The organism is Polymorphospora sp. NPDC051019 (assembly GCF_040683055.1).
In the GTDB taxonomy this organism is placed as follows: Bacteria; Actinomycetota; Actinomycetes; order Mycobacteriales; family Micromonosporaceae; genus Polymorphospora; species Polymorphospora lycopeni.
In genome coordinates this window covers 35,338-52,955 of record NZ_JBFBCH010000006.1, presented here as the reverse complement: position 1 = coordinate 52,955, position 17,618 = coordinate 35,338, and the positions used below count along the sequence as shown (strand labels likewise).

The following is a 17,618-nucleotide window of genomic DNA, read 5'->3' as shown; positions in this document are numbered from 1 at the left end:
GTACTGGCGGCACGACCGGGGTGGGGACAGGTATGGCTGGTATCGGTACCACGATCACGAACGCGCGGCGCGGTGGTGCGACAGCGGACCGCCGGCGGCACGGCCACCGGCGGCGCCGGACGCTCGTCCTGGCCGGGCTCACCGCCGCCGGGCTGCTGACCACCCTGCTGACGGTCCAGCCGGTCTGGGCGGTGACGTTCACGGTCACCAGCACCGCCGACGGGGTCGACGCGAACATCGGCGACGGAGTCTGCCGCACCAGCGCCAACACCTGCACGCTGCGGGCCGCGATCCAGGAGGCGAACGCGACGCTGCCCGGCGACACCATCCAGGTCCCGGCCGGCACCTACCAGCTCACCCGGCCGCCGGCCGGCGACAACGGCGACGCGACCGGGGACCTCGACATCGTCAGCCCGCTGACCATCGTCGGCGCCGGGGACGAACACACGGTCGTCGACGGCGGCCAGCCGCCGGCCGGGGCGCCGCCGGAGCGGCGCGGCCTGGACCGGCTGCTGGAGATCCACGACACCGCCGGCAACGTCACCGTCTCCGGCCTCACCCTGCGCGAGGGGTACGACCCGGAGCAGGGCGGCGCGCTCCTCAGCCGGTCACCGGGCCTGCTGCGCCTGCAGGACGTCGCCGTGCTCGACTCGTACGCCGGGGTGACCGGTGGCGGCATCGACCTCGACGGCGAGGGCCGGGTCGAGATCAGCGGCTCCGTCGTCCGGGGCAACGCCACCGGCGGCGACGGCGGCGGCATCCACAACCAGCACGAGGTCGAACTGACCCTCACCGACACCACGGTCGCCGGCAACACCGCCGGCGGTGACGGCGGCGGGGTGAGTAGCACCTCGAAGACCCGGCTGACCGTCACCCGCGGCACCGTCTCCGGCAATGTCGCCGGCGGCGAGGGTGGCGGCGTGCTCGCCGACTCGGAGCGGGCGACGACCGTACGCGGCACCGTCTTCACCGGCAACACGGCCGGCGACCCGGTCTCCGGCGACGGCGGCGGGGCCGGGCTCTACCTGGGCGGCAGCGGCGGGGCGACGGTCACCGGCGCGTCGTTCGCGGAGAACGAGGCGGTTGCCGAGGGCGGCGGGGTCGCGATCCACTCCGGCGGCCCGGTCACGATCGGCGACAGCACCGTACGCGACAACCACTCCGACTCCGGTGGCGGCGGGATCGAGAACAGCGGCATGCGGGTCACCCTGCTGCGGCTGACCGTCACCGGCAACAGCGCCGGCACCGACGGCGGCGGCATCGAGAGTCAGGGCAGCGGCGCCTTCTCGATCGTCGACACCTCGGTCAGCCAGAACACCGCGACGAACGGCGGCGGCTTCGCCAACGTCGCCGACGGCACCCTGCACGTCACCGGCTCCACGTTCTGGGACAACCGGGCCACCGAACACGGCGGCGGCATCTACAACGCCAGCGACGCCGACGCCCTGATCGAGAACACCACGTCGTCGGGGAACGTGGCCCAGGTCGCCGGCGGCGGCCTCTACACCGACGCCGACGCCGGCCTGCGGGTGGTCAACGTGACCGTCAACCGCAACGTCGCCCCGCGCGGCAGCGGCATCGGCGACGAGCCCGGCGGCTCGGTCAACTTCCCGGTCGAGCCGAGCACCTCGGTCATCCTGCGCAACACGATCGTGGCCGGCAACCTGCGCAGTCCCGAGTGCAGCTTCGCGGTCGGTTCCGAGGGTGGCAACCTCGACAGCACCGACTCCTGCCACCTGCGCGGCAGCCGCGACCGGACCAACGCCGGCGATCCGCGGATCGACGCCATCGCCGACAACGGCGGCCCGACGATGACCCACGCACTCCAGGTCGACAGCTTCGCCCTGGACGGCGGCGTCGCCCCCTGCGGCACCGTCGACCAGCGCGGCGTCACCCGGCCGAAGAACTCCGGCTGCGACATCGGCGCGCTGGAGCACGAGGGGCCGTTCCCGGCCGCCGACAGCACCCCGCCGGACACCTCGGTCGTCTCCGGGCCGCTGTTCGCCGCCGAGCGGGCCACCTTCCGGTTCGCCGGCACCGACGACACGACCCCGGCCGGGGAACTGCTCTTCGAGTGCCGGGTGCTGACCAACGACCCGACCGACCCGACCGACCCGCCGGACCCGACCGAGCCGCCGGACCCCGAGTACATCTTCGTCGGTTGTCCGAACCCGTACGAACTGCTCGACATCGAGATGGGGCAGAACACCCTGGAGGTACGCGCCATCGACCGGGCCGGCAACGTCGACCCGACCCCGGCGGTGCACGTCTTCACCGGCGGCGACGACATCACCCCGCCGGAGACGGTCTTCGCCAGCACCCCGCCGGACCCGAGTACCGGCCGGACCGCGGTGTTCAGCTTCCTCGGCACCGACGACCTCACGCCGACGAACCTGATCGGGTACGAGTGCCGGATCGACAGCACCGACGAGCAGGCCTGGCTGGAGTGCGCCAGCCCGTGGAGTTTCGCCAACCTCACCACCGGCACCCACACCGTGCAGGTCCGCGCCGTCGACGAGGGTGACAACGTCGACCCGACGCCAACCACGTACACCTGGACGGTGTCGTCCCCGGTCGACTGCGACACCGCGAACGTGATCCTCGGCGCCGACGCGGACGCCTACGTCGACGAGTCGGTCACCAACCAGAACTTCGGTATCGCCGAGGCGCTCACGGTCCGCTCGTCGGCGCCCGGCGAGGACGCCCGGACCCTGGTCCGGTTCCCGCTGCCGACCGACGTCCCGGCCGCCTGCGAACTGACCGGGGCGACCCTGCGGCTGTACGGCGACGGCGACGGTGGCCGGACGCTGGAGGCGGCCGCGGCCGGTGCGCCGTGGTCGGAGATGCAGGTGACCTGGGCCAACCAGCCACCGGCGGTCGGCCCGGCCGCGACCACGACGTCCGGCGGCGGGTTCCGCGAGTGGGACGTGACCGGCCAGGTCGCGGCGATGCTGGCCGGTGGCGCCAACCACGGCTTCGTGATCCGCGATGCGGCCGAGGAGGGTGACGGCGCCGAATCGTCGTTCGCCTCCCGCAACACGGTCGCCGAACCGCCGCAGGTGCCGCAGCTCGTGCTCCGGTTCGACGGGCCGGGTGCGCCGCAGCCACCACCACCGCCGGCGCCGGTGCCGACCACCGTCACCTGCGGCCAGGTGATCACGCACAGCATCCTGGTCCGCAACGACCTGACCGACTGCCCGCTGGACGGGCTGGTGATCGGCGCCCCGAACGTCGTCGTCGACCTCGACGGGCACACCATCGACGGGCCGGGCTACTTCCTCGGCCAGCCGGGCTCGCCGGTCGAACTCCCCGAGCTGGGGCTGCCGGCCGGGATCCGCAACGTCGGCTTCGAGAACGTCGTCGTCACCGGCGGCACCGTGCGGCAGTTCGGGTACGGCGTCGTGCTGATGGCCGGCACCCGGTTCAACCGGATCAGCGGGCTCACCGTACGCGAGAACGCGGTGGCCGGCGTCGAACTGGCCGACGCCGACGACGGCCGCAACGCCAACGAGGTGAGCGACAACGTCTTCGACGCCAACGAGATCGGCCTGGCCGTGGTCGCCGGTGCGGAGAACAGCGTGGTCCGGGACAACACCTTCACCGGCAACCTCGGCGTCGCCGTGCACATGCGTGACGCCAGCGGCCACCTGGTCGAGGGCAACACGGTCAGCGGGGTGACCGCCGACCCGACCATCGGCAGCGACGGCGGCTTCCTGCTGGAGGACGCCCGCGACAACCGGCTGCTGGACAACACGCTGGCCGACACCGGCGACGGCGGCATCATCGTGTCCGACGGCTCGCACCGCAACCGGGTCGAGGGCAACACGATGATCCGTACCGGCGACGCCGGCGTCTCGGTCGAGGACTCCGACGGCAACCAGGTGACCGGCAACGTAGCCCACCTGGCGTCCGACGTCGGGGTCGGGCTCAGCGGGGCGGCCGGCACCGTTGTGCGCGGCAACGACGTACGGTTCAACCCCGGCGGTGTGGCGCTGGAGGAATCCAGCGACAACCTCGTGCAGTCCAACGACGCCAGCCGGTCCGGTGGCGCCGGCATCTCGGTCGGGGCCGGGTCACTGCGCAACCGGATCCTGGACAACACCGTGCACGGCTCGGCCGGCGGCGGCATCTCGGTCGACGGCGCCGCGGTCGACCCGGAGGGCAACCCGCTGGACGGCAACACCGTCGAGCGCAACAGTGTCGTCGGCAACCAGGGCGACGGCATCTCGGTCGCCGAGGCCGGTCACCGGCTGGCCGGCAACACCGCACACCACAACGCCGCCTTCGGCATCGACGCCGCCGAGGGCACCGTCGACGGCGGGGGGAACACCGCCGGCGGCAACGGCGAGCCCGAGCAGTGCCAGGGGGTCGTCTGCGGTCCGGGTACGCCGGGCGCGCCGCCGACCGCGGACCAGACCGCACCGGACACCGTGCTCACCACCACCCCGCCGAACCCGAGCAGCAGCCTGGCCAGCGTCCACTTCGGATTTACCGGCACCGACGACACCGGCCCGCCGACGGCCCTGCGCTTCCAGTGCCGGCTCGACCCGCCGCCGGACCCGCCGGCACCCGAGCCGGAGCCGGGCGAGCCGCCGCAGCCGCCGGACGTCGACAACTGGGTCGAGTGCGTCAGCCTCACCACCTACCACTTCCTGTTCGCCGGTGTGCACCGGTTCGAGGTACGCGCCGTCGACCCGGCCGACAACGTCGACCTGACCCCGGCGACGTACACCTGGACGGTCGCGGCGGTGCCGCCGGGACCGGACACCACCCCGCCGAACACGACGATCTTCTCGATGCCGGACCTGGCCAGCACCTCGCCGGTGGCGACGTTCGGATTCCGGGGCAGCGACAACGCGTCACCCGGCCCGAACCTGCGCTACGAGTGCCGGATCGACACCAGCACGTTCGGCCCCTGCCTGAGCCCGAAGTCGTACGCCGGCCTGGCGCTCGGCGGGCACACGTTCGAGGTACGCGCCGTCGACCTGGCCGGCAACGCCGACCCGACGCCTGCCACGTACACCTGGACGATCTCGCAGGCACCGGCGGACACCACGCCGCCGGACACCACCATCGACTCGGCGCCGGACGCCAGCACCGTGGCGACCGGGGCGACCTTCACCTTCTCCGCCGGCGAACCCGGCTCGACCTTCGAGTGCTCGCTCGACGGGGCCGCCTTCGCCGCCTGCACCTCACCCCAGGTCTACACCGGACTGTGGGCGACCGACCACGAGTTCCGGGTCCGGGCCACCGACCCGTCCGGCAACACCGACCCGACGCCCGCGGCGCACGCCTGGACGGTCCGTCCGGCACCCGTGCCGTCGGCGGTCACCTGCGGCCAGACGCTCACCCGCAGCGTCCTGCTGACCAACGGCCTGACCAACTGCGCCGGCGACGGGCTGGTGGTCGGCGCGGCCGGGATCACCGTCGACCTCAACGGCTTCGCCGTCGACGGTGTCGGTCAGGGCAACGGCATCCGCAACAACGGCCACGACCAGGTGACGATCACCAACGGCACGGTGCGGGAGTTCGACCACGGCGTGCAGCTCAACGCCGGCACCGCCGGCAACATCGTCGACGGGCTGAGCCTGGAGGAGAACCAGGAGGCCGGCATCCAGCTCGTCGACGCCGACAACGGCACCGCCGGCAACCTGATCCGGGCCAACCAGCTCACCGCCAACGCCGACGGCATCGCGCTCACCGGCGGCACCCGGGGCACCCTGATCAGGGACAACACGATCGGCGGCAGCACCCTGACCGGCATCCATCTCGACGGCGGCAGCGGCAACCGGATCGAGGCCAACCGGATCAGCGGCGGCAGCGGGACCGGTGTGTGGCTGGTCGGGGCGACCGGAAACACGGTGACCGGCAACACCGTCCTCGACCACTCCGACGCGGCCCTGACCCTGGAGGCGGCGGCCAACGACAACCGGATCGAGGGCAACGACCTCACCGGGAGCGAGGCCGGCATCGTCGTCGCCGACTCCGGTGACAACGACATCATCGCCAACGTCGCCACCAACCACAGCGACACCGGCATCAGCCTGGAGAACAGCCGCGGCAACGTGCTGCGCGGCAACGACGTACGGTTCAACAGCAGCGGCATCGACCTCGCCGGGTCGTCGGGCAACCGGATCGAGTCCAACGACGCCAGCGACTCGTCCTCCGGCGGCATCTGGCTCGGCGACGGCTCGCTCGACAACGTCGTCACGCTCAACACCGCCAGCGGCAACTCCGCCGAGGGCATCTCGGTCGAGGCGGAGGTGCTGCCGGGGAGCACCGACCCGGGCAACGTCATCGACCGCAACATCACGAACAACAACGACAGCGCCGGCGTCTACGTCGGCAAGGCCGGCCACCGCATCTCGGCGAACACCGCCGACAACAACAACGGCTGGGGCATCTACGCCGAGACCGGCAACGCCGACGGCGGCGGCAACCGGGCCACCGGCAACAGCGAACCGGAGCAGTGCCACCAGATCCGGTGCGACGGCTCGGCGCCGACCCCGCCGGAGGTCGCCCCGCCGGACACGGTCATCGTCGACGAGCCGCCGAACCCGAGCAACAGCACCTCGGCGAGCTTCACCTTCACCGGCATCGACGACAACACCCCGCTGCCCGAACTCGGTTTCGAGTGCCGGCTCGACAGCACCAGCGAGACGGCCTGGGTCGAGTGCGAGAACCCGTGGACGTACGGCAACCTGGCCCCGGGGACGCACACGTTCGAGGTACGGGCGGTCGACCTGTCCGACAAGGTGGACCCGACGCCGGCGACGTACACCTGGGTGGTGGCGCTGTCGCCGCCCGGCGTGCCACCGGTGACCACGATCAGCGCCGGCCCACCGGCGCAGACCGCGGCCCGCAGCGCCCTTTTCACGTTCTTCGCCAACGAGCCGGACGCGACGTTCGAGTGCTCGCTCGACGGGGCGCCGTACGCCGACTGCGTCTCGCCGGTCTTCCACGAGGACCTGCTGCCCGGTACGCACGAGTTCCGGGTCCGGGCCCGCGACGCCGAGGGCAACCTGGAGCCGACCCCGGCGACCCGCGCCTGGACGGTCACCGGTCCGCCGGTGGTGACCCTGGTGCTGGCGCCGGAGGCGGAGCAGACGAGCACGACGGCCACGTTCGCGTTCGTCGCCAACGAGCCGGTCGCCCGGTTCGAGTGCTCGCTCGACCTGGCCCCGTTCACCACCTGCGTCTCCCCGGTGGAGTTCACCGGCCTCGCGATCGGCGACCACTACCTGCGGGTGCGCGCGGTCGACCTGGACGGGGTCACCTCCACCGAGGAGGAGATGGCCGAACACGAGTGGGAGATCGTGCCCGGCCCCGACACCACGCCGCCGGAGACGACGGTCGACAGCGGCCCGGCCGACCCGGCGACCGCCACCTCGGCCACGTTCACCTTCTCCGGCACCGACGACGTGACGGCACCCGCCGGTCTGCTCTTCGAATGCCGCCTCGACAGCCAGAACGAGGCCGATTTCGTCGAGTGCACCAGCCCGCACGGCTATCCGAACGTGGACCTGCCCGACGATCTGGCTCCCGGCCCGCACGTCTTCGAGGTACGGGCCATCGACCAGGAGGACAACGTCGACCCGACCCCGGCCCGCCACGAGTGGACGGTGGCCGGCACCCCGGCCGCGCCGCAGACCACCATCGGGGCGGCACCGCCGCCGTCCACGGCCGGCACGACGGCGACGTTCGCGTTCAGCGCCAGCCAGCCCGGCGTCACCTTCGAGTGCGCGCTGGACGGGGCACCGTTCGCCCCGTGCGTCTCACCGGCCAGCTACACCGGGCTCGCGGTCGGCGACCACGAGTTCGCCGTACGGGCCCGGACCGCCGGGGGAGTGACCGACCCGACCCCGGCCGTCTTCGGGTGGACGGTGCAGCCACCACCGGACACCACCGCGCCGCAGACGTCGATCGCGACCGGTCCGGCGCAGTCGACGGCGAGCCCGGCCGCCACGTTCACGTTCACCGCGGACGAGGCGGGCTCGACTTTCGAGTGCTCGCTGGACGCCGCCCCGTTCGGCCCCTGCGTGTCGCCGGCCGCCTACACCGGGCTGGCGCCGGGCGGCCACCAGTTCCGGGTCCGGGCCACCGACGCCGCCGGCAACGTGGACGCCACCCCGGCGACCTGGTCGTGGACGGTCACCCCGCCGGTCACCTGTGCCACGCCGGGCTCGGTCACGCTGGGCGCGAACGCGGACAGTTGGGTGCTGCAGTCGTCGGCGTCGAGCAACTACGGCACCGACTCGGCGATCAAGGTCGACACCAAGGCCGGCAGCAACGCCCGGGTACTGGTCCGGTTCAACCTGCCGGCCATCCCGTCGGGTTGCCAGGTCGTGGGCGCGAAGCTGCGGATGTACGCGTCGTCGTACAAGACCGGCCGGACGTTGCAGGCGGTCCCGCTGGCCGCGACCTGGTCGGAGGCGAACGTGCGGTGGAACAACCAGCCGGCGACGACCGGCACCCCGGCCACCGTCGCCTCCGGCTCCGGCTACCGGGAGTGGACGGTGACCGGCCAGGTCGGCGGCATGTACGCGGGCGGCAACTTCGGTTTCCTGGTCCGCGACGCGGTCGAGAACGGCAACGGTGTCGAGCAGGGCTTCCACAGCAGGGAGAAGGGGTCCGACAACCCACCCCGGCTGGTGATCACCTTCGGGTGACGCCCGGCCGCCCGGCGTACCGCCCCCGTTCCGCCGTCGGGGGCGGTACGCCGGAGCACGATTCCCCAATGGTGAATGAAAGGTGAACGGGAGGTGTAGTTCAGGGGCGGAAATATAAGAGCCGTTAGGCGGATCGGTCGAATGTCGACGAAGGCGGCCGACCGATCCCCGGCCGTTCGAAGATTCCGGCCGTATCCACTTCGGAAGTACGATGCCGAGGCGCGCGGCACGAGGTGGCGGCCCGGTCCGCGCGACGACCATTCGCGCGACCCTGGGGAGTGTTTCGATGGTGGGTCGCTCCGGTTGGTCCCGGGCCATGCGGAGCATCCACACCCGAATACTCCTGTCCTACATCGCATTGATCGTCATATCGATCGGCGTTTCCGCGATCGCCATTCACGAGGTGCTCGTGATCCGCCTGGAAAGCCGGGTGGCCGAGGCCGTACAGCAGGAGTTCCTCGAGATGCGGCGGCTGACCGCGGACGGCCACGATCCCCGCACCGGGGCCGCGTTCACCACCGTCCAGGCCGTCTTCGACGTCTACTTCCGCCGCAACGTGCCCAGCAACGAGGAGGCGATGCTGGCCTTCGCGGACGGTCAGCTCTACCACGCCGCGCTCAGCCGGTTCCCGATCGACAGGCTTCCCGAGCCGGCCCTGCGGGCCTTCGCCGATGCCGCCGGCGCGCCCGCGCCCGAGCCGGACCGCCCCCGCCTGGCCAGCTACGACACCGGCAGCGGGGTGGCCTACTACGCGGCCCTGCCGATCCGGGTCGGCACCAGCAGCGGCGCGTTCGTGGTCACCATCCTCCCGGTGGGTGAACGCGCGGAGATCGCCAAACTCCAGCGGTACGGCGCCGGCGTCATTCTCGGCGTGCTGGTGCTCGCCTCGGCCTGCGCCTGGCTGGTGACCGGCCGGGTGCTCGGTCCGGTCCGGCAACTCACCGAGACGGCCCGGCTGATCTCGCAATCCGACCTGACCCGCCGTATCCCGGTCGGCCGCCAGCGCGAGGCGGCGGAAATGGCCAACACCTTCAACGCGATGCTCGACCGCCTTGAGGCGGTCTTCCGCCGGGAACGCGAATTCGTCGCCGACGCCAGCCACGAACTGCGGGGGCCGCTGACCATCTCCCTGGGAAATCTCGGCCTGCTCGACCGCGAGGTCTCCGGAAATCCGCAATGGCGTGGCACCATCGCCCTGGTCTCCGACGAACTGGTCCGGATGGGCCGGATAGTCAACGATCTGCAGCTGCTCGCCGATGTCGACCATCCACGATTCATCCAGCGCGAACGGATCGACCTGGAGACGTTCATGGCCGAACTCGTGGTCAAGGTCAGTGCGCTCGCCGTACGCGACTGGCGACTCGACGAGGCCGGGCCGGGGCAGGGGACCGCCGACCGGCACCGGCTCACCGAGGCCATGGTCAATCTGGCCGACAATGCCGTACGGCACACCACCGGAACCGACACGATCGCCCTCGGCGCGACTCTCGTCGACGGCGAGCTACGGCTCTGGGTCCGCGACACCGGCTGTGGTGTCCCGCCCAAGGACCAGCCGTACATCTTCGACCGCCTGCGTCGCGGCGCCCGGGCCCACCTGCGCTATCCCGGCTCGGGGCTGGGGCTGTCGATCGTCAGGGCGATCGCGGTGGCCCACGGCGGCCGCGTCGAACTGGTCAGCGGGCCGGGCGGCGGAGCGACGTTCACCCTGGTCATTCCGGAGCGGCCCGGGGAAGGGGCACCGCCGTGGCCCGGATCCTGATCGCCGAGGACGACGCCCAGATCGCGTCGTTCCTCGTCAAGGGGCTGCGGGCGAACGGGTGGACGACGGTCCACGCCACCGACGCCGCACAGGCCGAGCGGTTCGGCGTGGGCCATGAGTTCGACCTGGTCATCCTCGACCTGGGACTGCCCGACCGCAGCGGCCTCGACGTGTTGCGGACCCTGCGGACACACCGCCGCGGGCTACCGGTGCTGGTGCTGACCGGCCGGCCGGGCCAGGACGCGGCCGCCTGCCTCGACGCCGGCGCCGACGACTACGTGACCAAGCCGTTCCGCTTCGAGGAACTGCTCGCGAGGATCCGGGCGCGGCTGCGGGACGCCGGCATCGACGAGCCGCCCATCCTCGCGTCCGGCCCGGTCCGGCTCGACCCGCGGGCCCGGCGAGTCACCGTGCACGGCCGGGACGTGGCCCTCACCGGGCGTGAGTTCGCCCTTCTGGAAGTGCTCTTCCGGCATCCCGGCCGGGTGCTCAGCCGCGAACAGTTCCTGGCCCACGCCTGGGGCTACGACTTCGAGCCCAGCCCCAACCTCGTCAACGTCCACGTCAGCACCCTGCGCAAGAAACTCGGCGTCGACGTGATCGAGACGCTGCGCGGCCTCGGCTACCGGCTCCGCCGATCCTGAGCCGGCATCGACCGGTCAGCCCTGCGGCTGGGAGATGTTGACCATCCAGGTCACCCCGAACCGGTCCTGGCAGGTGCCGAACTCGTCGCCCCACATCTGCTTCTCCAGCGGCACCGACACGTTCCCGCCCTCGGACAGCTTCGCCCAGTAGCCGCGCAGCTCGTCGGCGTCGTCACCGCTCAGGCTGACCGACAGGTTGTTGCCCGGCCGGTAGTCCTCGCCGGGCGGGTGGTCGGCGCCCATGAGCGTGAACCCGCCGGAGGTGTCCAGCCTGGCGTGCATGACCTTGTCGGCGGCCGCCGGGTCCGGCGCGCCGAACTCGCCGTAGGTGTTCATCATCAGGGTGCCGCCGAAGACCCGCTCGTAGAACTCCATCGCCTGCCGTGCGTCGCCGTCGAAGCTGAGGTAGGGGTTGAGCAGGGAACCCATCGGGTGCTCCCTCCGGTCGCGCCAGTGCGGTCCCCGACAGGCTAGCGACGTTGCCCGGCACTTTCGCCGGAATGCGCAATCCCGGCCCGCATCCGGCGGTAGGCCAGCCCGCCCGCCAGGGCGGCCAGCAGGCCGGCGCCGAGAATCACCGGGCGGGTGCCGTCGACGAGGAAGTCCTCGCCCCACAGGTGCAGCCGACGTTGCCCGATCAGGGTCACCAACAGTGGCGCGAGGGCCACCGAACACCCCAGGACGACCTTCAGCATCGACTGGTAGAGCGCGTTGACCCGGCCCCGCATCGCGTCCTCGACCCGGGAGCCGATGATCGTCACCCCGGTCAGGAAGGCGGTGCCGGCACCGGCGCCCACGGCCACGACGGCCGCCAGCGACACGGCCAGGTGCGGGGAGAGCGCCACCACGACCAGTACGTTCCCGGCACCGACGACCGCGATCCCGAACAGCCGTTCGTGCGTCACCCGACGGGCCAGCCGGGGCGTACCGAGGATTCCGGCCACCAGCCCGACGAACGCGGCGAGGAGCAGGAGTCCGAACGCGGCCTGACCACCGCGCAGGCTCAGCGCGTACGTCTGGGCCGAGCCGACGACGGCGCCGCCGGCGGCGAGGGCACCGGCCATGCCGATCAGCAGCCCCCGGACCAGCGGGCTCGCGCGTACGTAGGAGACGCTGTCGCGCAGCATCGCGCCCAGACCCGGGCCGGGCGTCGCGTCCGGCGCCCGGTCGGCCGCACCGGCCGGTGTGGCCGGGGTCGGGCGGGCGGCGAGCTCGGGCAGGACGGTCGCGATCGACACCGCGCTGGCCAGGTAGAACAGCGCGGCGACGACGACCGCGAGCCGGGTCAGACCGTTCATGTCGAGCACGTGCGACGGCAGGCCGAAGACCGTACCGGCTCCCGTGATCAGCGTGAACAGGCCGCCGGCGACGGCGATCGTGAGACCGTACGTCATCGCCAGGCCCAGTTGGGCCGCCGGCGCGACCTGGTCCGGTCGCCGCAACAGGCCGGGTACGGCGGCGTCCTTCGCCGGAATCCACATCGTCGTGGCCACCTGGACGAGGAAGCCGCCGACGAGGATCCACCAGTAGCTGTTCACCACCGCGATCGACAGCAGCAGCGCGCAGCGGGCCAGGTCGGCGACGGCCATCACGGTACGCCGGTCGAACCGGTCCGCCAGCAGGCCCGCGACCGGCGAGAAGAGCAGGCCGGGCAGGAGGTTGGCGAACAGGACGCCGCTGAACGCGTAGTTCAGTCCGGCGCTGCTGGTGGCGAGGGTGCCGGCGAGCGCGGCGAACGCGGCCAGCGCCAGCCAGTCCGCGCTGCTGCACAGCCCGGTGACCATCCACAGCCGGCGGAACGCCGGGATCGCCAGCACCTCCCGGGCGCCGGCCAGGGCGGGACGCCCCGGGCGCCGTCCGGCACCGTCGTTTCCGGCTGCCGGGTCCTCGTCCACGCTGGCTCGCATCAGCGAATGCTAGACGTGGCTCCTGAGGTGACCCCGCGCCGACCGGCTCCGGGGCCGCGGGTTCGTCGAGGAGGACAAGACGACATACCCTCGCCGGGTGGCCGGCCCGTCGAGAATCCTCGTCTACGGGGTGTACGGCTCCGGAAAGTCCACGTTGGCCGAGGAACTGGCCCGGCGGCTGGGCCTGCCGTGGCATCCGGTCGACGACCTGACCTGGGAATCCGGCTGGGTCGAGGTGCCCACGGCGGTGCAGCGTCAACGGATCGGGGCCATCTGCCGGCAGCGGCGGTGGATCCTAGACGGGGCGTACGGCCCCTGGCTGGACCTTCCGCTGGCCCACGCCGACCTCGTCATCGGCCTGGACTATCCGCGCTGGCTGTCGTTGTGGCGGCTGCTGCGCCGGACCGCGCGCCGGGTGGTGACCCGGGAGACGATCTGCAACGGCAACCACGAGTCGCTGGGCAGCGTCTTCTCCACCGAGTCGGTCGTCGTGTGGCACTTCGGGTCGTTCGCCCGCAAGCGCCGGCGGATGCGGCGCTGGCAGGCCGAGCCGGGCGGGCCGCCGGTCCTGCTGTTCCGCCGGCCGGCGGACCTCGAGCGGTGGCTGGCCGGCCTCGGCCCCGGGCAGCCGTGAACCGGCCGTAAAGCCCACTAATCCTGTAGGGATAGACAGGTACGTTCGATCCGGGGTAGCCTCGCAGAAGGGTCCGGCGATAGCCGACAAACCCGGCTTACCGGGCGTGTTCCTCCGCCGCCGAGCCAGGCCCGTCACCACCTCCCACCCAGGAAGCGGAGCCGCGCCATGCCCGACACCCTCCCGTCGATGCATCTCGCCGTGACCCTCGACGGCGCCGGCTGGCACCCCGCCGCCTGGCGCGAGCCGACCGCCCGGCCGGCGGACCTGTTCACCGCCGGCTACTGGGCCGACCTCGTCACCGAGGCCGAACGCGGCCGGCTCGACCTCGTCACCATCGAAGACTCGCTCGGCCCGCAGTCCACCCACCCGGCGGGGCCGGACGACCGCACCGACCGGGTCCGCGGCCGGCTCGACGCGGTGCTGATCGCGTCCCGCGTCGCACCACTGACCAGCCACATCGGACTCGTGCCCAGCGTCGTGGTCACCCACACCGAGCCGTTCCACATCGCCAAGGCGATCGCCACCCTCGACTTCGTGTCCGGCGGCCGGGCCGGCGTGCAGGTACGGGTGTCGGCCCGGACCGACGAGGCGGCCCACTTCGGCCGCCGTCGGCCACCGGACCCCGGCGACGCCGACGCGGCCCGCGACCTGTTCGACGAGGCGGCCGACTACGTCGAGGTCCTCCGCCGGCTCTGGGACAGCTGGGAGGACGACGCCGAGATCCGGGACGTCGCCACCGGCCGCTTCGTCGACCGCGACCGGCTGCACCACATCGACTTCACCGGCCGCTGGTTCAGCGTGAAGGGACCGTCGATCACCCCCCGCCCACCGCAGGGGCAACCGGTCGTCGCCGCGCTCGCCCACGGCAGCCTGCCGTACCGCCTGATCGGCCGCTCGGCCGACCTCGGGTTCGTGACTGCGGACGGACCGGGGCCGGCCCGGGCCGCCGTCGCCGAGATCCGGGCCGCCGCGGGCCGGGCGGGGGAGACCCCGCACGTCTTCGGCGATCTGATCGTGTTCCTCGACGCGACCGCCGCGCGGGCCCGCGCCCGGCGGGCCCGGCTCGACGAACTCGCCGGCGGCCCGCCCGCCACGGACGCGGCGGTCTTCGCCGGCACCCCGGCCGAACTCGCGGACCAACTCGGGGAGTGGCAGGAGGCCGGCCTCACCGGCTTCCGGCTGCGTCCCGCCTGCCTGCCCCACGACCTCGAACAGGTCACCCGAGGGCTGGTGCCGGAACTGTCCCGGCGCGGCGCGTTCCGCCGGACGTACCCGGCCGGCACCCTGCGTCGGCTGCTCGGCCTGTCCCGCCCGGCCAACCGGTACGCCGCCGCCTGAACCGCCGGCACCGCCAGACCCAGGAGGGCCAGCCGACCATGGACAGACCACCCAGACAGATCCACCTCGCCGCGCACTTCCCCGGCGTCAACAACACCACGGTGTGGAGCGACCCCCGGGCCGGCAGCCACATCGAGTTCAGCTCCTTCGCCCACTTCGCCCGCACCGCCGAACGGGCCAGGTTCGACTTCCTCTTCCTGGCCGAAGGGCTGCGGCTGCGGGAGCAGAACGGCCTCATCCACGACCTCGACGTCGTCGGCCGCCCCGACACGTTCACCGTCCTCGCCGCCCTCGCGGCGGTCACCGACCACCTCGGCCTGGCCGGCACGATCAACTCCACGTTCAACGAGCCGTACGAGGTCGCCCGGCAGTTCGCCAGCCTCGACCACCTCTCCGGCGGCCGGGCCGCGTGGAACGTGGTCACCTCCTGGGACGCGTTCACCGGCGAGAACTTCCGGCGCGGCGGTTTCCTGCCGCAGGAGCAGCGGTACGAGCGGGCCCGCAGCTTCCTGCACACCACGTGGGAACTCTTCGACTCGTGGCGGGGCGACGAGATCGTCGCCGACCGGCGGTCGGGGGTGTTCCTCGGCGACGCCCGGGCGGGCACGTTCGCGCACCGCGACGCCCACTTCGACATCGCCGGGCGGTTCACCGTACCGCGCGGGCCGCAGGGCCGGCCGGTGATCTTCCAGGCCGGTGATTCCGACGCCGGTCGGGAGTTCGCCGCCTCCTCGGCCGACGCGATCTTCAGCCAGCACGGCACCCTGGCGGCCGGGCGCGCCTTCTACGCCGACGTCAAGGCACGGCTGCACCGCCACGGCCGTACACCCGAGCAGTTGCTGGTCCTGCCGGCGACGACCTTCGCCCTCGCCGACACCGACGAGGAGGCGCACGAGCGGGCCCACGAGATCCGGCTGCGGCAGGTCAGCGGACAGACCGCGATCCGGTTCCTGGAACAACTGTGGAACCGGGACCTGTCCGGGTACGACCCCGACGGCCCGCTGCCCGAGATCGATCCCGTGCCGGGCGAGAACCTGGTCGCCCGCGGCCGGGCCAGCGTACGGATGTACCGCGACCCGCTGGCCACGGCGAAGGAGTGGCGCGAGCGCGCGGCGGCGAAGCGGCTGTCGATCCGCGAACTGGTCATCGAGGTCACCGGCCGGCAGACCTTCGTCGGCTCACCGGCGACCGTGGCACGGGCGATGGACGAGTTCGTCCGGGCCGAGGCCGGCGACGGGTTCATTCTCATACCGCACCTGACCCCCGGCGGGCTCGACGAGTTCGCCGACACCGTCGTACCGCTGCTGCAGGAACGCGGGGTCTTCCGCACCGAATACACCGGGCCGACGCTGCGTGACCACCTCGGGCTCGCCGTACCCGAACCGGCGGTCCGGACCGCCGGATGAGGTTCCCCCTGGTCGCGCCCGTCGCCTGTGCTCCCGACCCGGCAGAGTGAACGAGGAGAATCCGATGCCCACCACCCCGCTCGCGGTGCTCGACCTGGTCCCGATCCCGTCCGGGGCGACCGCCGCGGAGGCGATCGGCAACAGCATCGACCTCGCCCGGCGGGCCGAGCGGTTCGGATACGCCCGGTACTGGTTCGCCGAGCACCACCTCAACCCCGGCGTCGCCGGCACCTCTCCGGCGATCATGATCGCGCTGGCCGCGGCCGCCACCTCGACGATCCGGGTGGGCTCCGGCGCGGTGCTGATGGGCCACCGCACCGCGCTGTCGACCGTGGAGGAGTTCGGGCTGATCGACGCCCTGCATCCCGGGCGGCTCGACCTCGGCCTCGGCCGCTCCGGCGGCCGGCCCACCGAGCCGGCCCCGGCCCCGGTCGGCGGCCGGGCGCCGAACGGGCTGCTGATCCCGCCCCGGTTCTCCGCCGCCCACCTGCTCGCCGCGCCCCGCTTTGTCCTGCAGAGAACGCTGCTCCAGCTACCCGGTGCCCGGTCGCAGGACTACGTCGAGCAGGTCGACGACCTGCTGCGCCTGCTACGCGGCACCTACCGGTCCGCCGACGGCGAACCGGCGCGGCCGGTACCGGGCACCGGCGCCCGGTTGCAGGTCTGGATCCTCGGCAGCAGCGGCGGCGAGAGCGCGCAGGTCGCCGGCGCGCACGGGCTCCGGTTCGCCGCCAACTACCACGTCAGCCCGGCCACCGTCCTGGAGGCGGCCGACGGCTACCGGGCCGCGTTCCGTCCGTCGGCGGAACTGGACCGGCCCTACGTCAGCGTCTCCGCCGACGTCGTCGTGGCGCCGGACACCGACACCGCCCGCGAACTCGCCGCCGGCTACGGCCCGTGGGTACGCGGCATCCGCACCGGCGAGGGCGCGATGCCGTTCCCGACCCCCGAGGAGGCCCGCGCCCACGAATGGACCGACGCCGACCGGGAACTGGTCGCCGACCGCGTCGACACGCAGTTCGTCGGCACCCCGACCGAGGTCGCCGACCGGCTCGAACAGTTGCGGGAGGCGACCGGCGCCGACGAACTGGCCGTCACCACCATCACCCACCGCCACGCCGACCGGGTGCGCTCGTACGAACTCCTCGCCCGGGAGTGGCGACGCCGTTCCCGGTGACCACCGGACCCGGCTCCGCGACGGTTCACCCGAACCGGGTGATCCCCGGCCACCCCGGTTGCGGCCAGGGTTGGCGCCATA

The 17,618-nt window shown here is 72.6% G+C and carries 9 protein-coding genes; 7 read left to right on the top strand and 2 right to left on the bottom strand.

The features are described 5' to 3' along the window. The first annotated feature begins 32 nt into the window (after positions 1 to 32). The 3 genes from AB0M79_RS13380 to AB0M79_RS13370 all read left to right on the top strand — a co-directional run bounded on the left by AB0M79_RS13380 (position 33) and on the right by AB0M79_RS13370 (position 11,072). Positions 33 to 8,669 (top strand): right-handed parallel beta-helix repeat-containing protein, encoded by an 8,637-nt coding sequence (locus tag AB0M79_RS13380; RefSeq protein WP_364212081.1) that lies wholly within the window; start codon positions 33 to 35, stop codon positions 8,667 to 8,669. 409 nt (positions 8,670 to 9,078) lie between these two features. Continuing rightward, a complete protein-coding gene (locus tag AB0M79_RS13375) occupies positions 9,079 to 10,428 on the top strand; it encodes an ATP-binding protein (protein WP_364212078.1) in 1,350 nt (449 codons plus the stop codon). Then, on the top strand, positions 10,413 to 11,072 hold the full coding sequence (locus AB0M79_RS13370; protein WP_364212075.1) for a response regulator transcription factor: 660 nt from the start codon (positions 10,413 to 10,415) through the stop codon (positions 11,070 to 11,072). Before AB0M79_RS13375 ends, AB0M79_RS13370 begins: the two co-directional genes overlap by 16 nt. A gap of 15 nt (positions 11,073 to 11,087) precedes the next feature. Here AB0M79_RS13370 and AB0M79_RS13365 read toward each other — a convergent pair whose 3' ends face one another. After that, positions 11,088 to 11,501 (bottom strand): VOC family protein, encoded by a 414-nt coding sequence (locus AB0M79_RS13365; protein ID WP_364212073.1) that lies wholly within the window; start codon positions 11,499 to 11,501, stop codon positions 11,088 to 11,090. A gap of 41 nt (positions 11,502 to 11,542) precedes the next feature. After that, positions 11,543 to 12,979, bottom strand: a complete 1,437-nt coding sequence (locus tag AB0M79_RS13360; protein ID WP_364212070.1) for an MFS transporter — start codon at positions 12,977 to 12,979, stop codon at positions 11,543 to 11,545. Between the two features lie 97 nt (positions 12,980 to 13,076). On the opposite strand from AB0M79_RS13360, the gene AB0M79_RS13355 reads away from it, so the two are divergent. From AB0M79_RS13355 to AB0M79_RS13340, 4 genes are all read left to right on the top strand, one after another. Continuing rightward, positions 13,077 to 13,613, top strand: coding sequence for an AAA family ATPase (locus AB0M79_RS13355; protein WP_364212067.1), 537 nt, complete (start codon positions 13,077 to 13,079; stop codon positions 13,611 to 13,613). A gap of 168 nt (positions 13,614 to 13,781) precedes the next feature. Next, the gene (locus tag AB0M79_RS13350; RefSeq protein WP_364212064.1) at positions 13,782 to 14,954 is read left to right on the top strand and encodes an LLM class flavin-dependent oxidoreductase; all 1,173 of its coding nucleotides are present in this window, start codon (positions 13,782 to 13,784) and stop codon (positions 14,952 to 14,954) included. Positions 14,955 to 14,992: 38 nt separating this feature from the next. Then, complete coding sequence (locus AB0M79_RS13345) at positions 14,993 to 16,360, top strand: NtaA/DmoA family FMN-dependent monooxygenase (protein WP_364212062.1); 1,368 nt, start codon at positions 14,993 to 14,995, stop codon at positions 16,358 to 16,360. A gap of 64 nt (positions 16,361 to 16,424) precedes the next feature. Next, positions 16,425 to 17,537 carry an LLM class flavin-dependent oxidoreductase gene (locus AB0M79_RS13340; RefSeq protein ID WP_364212059.1) on the top strand — a complete coding sequence of 371 codons (1,113 nt, stop codon included), beginning with the start codon at positions 16,425 to 16,427 and terminating at the stop codon, positions 17,535 to 17,537. Positions 17,538 to 17,618 lie beyond the last annotated feature (81 nt).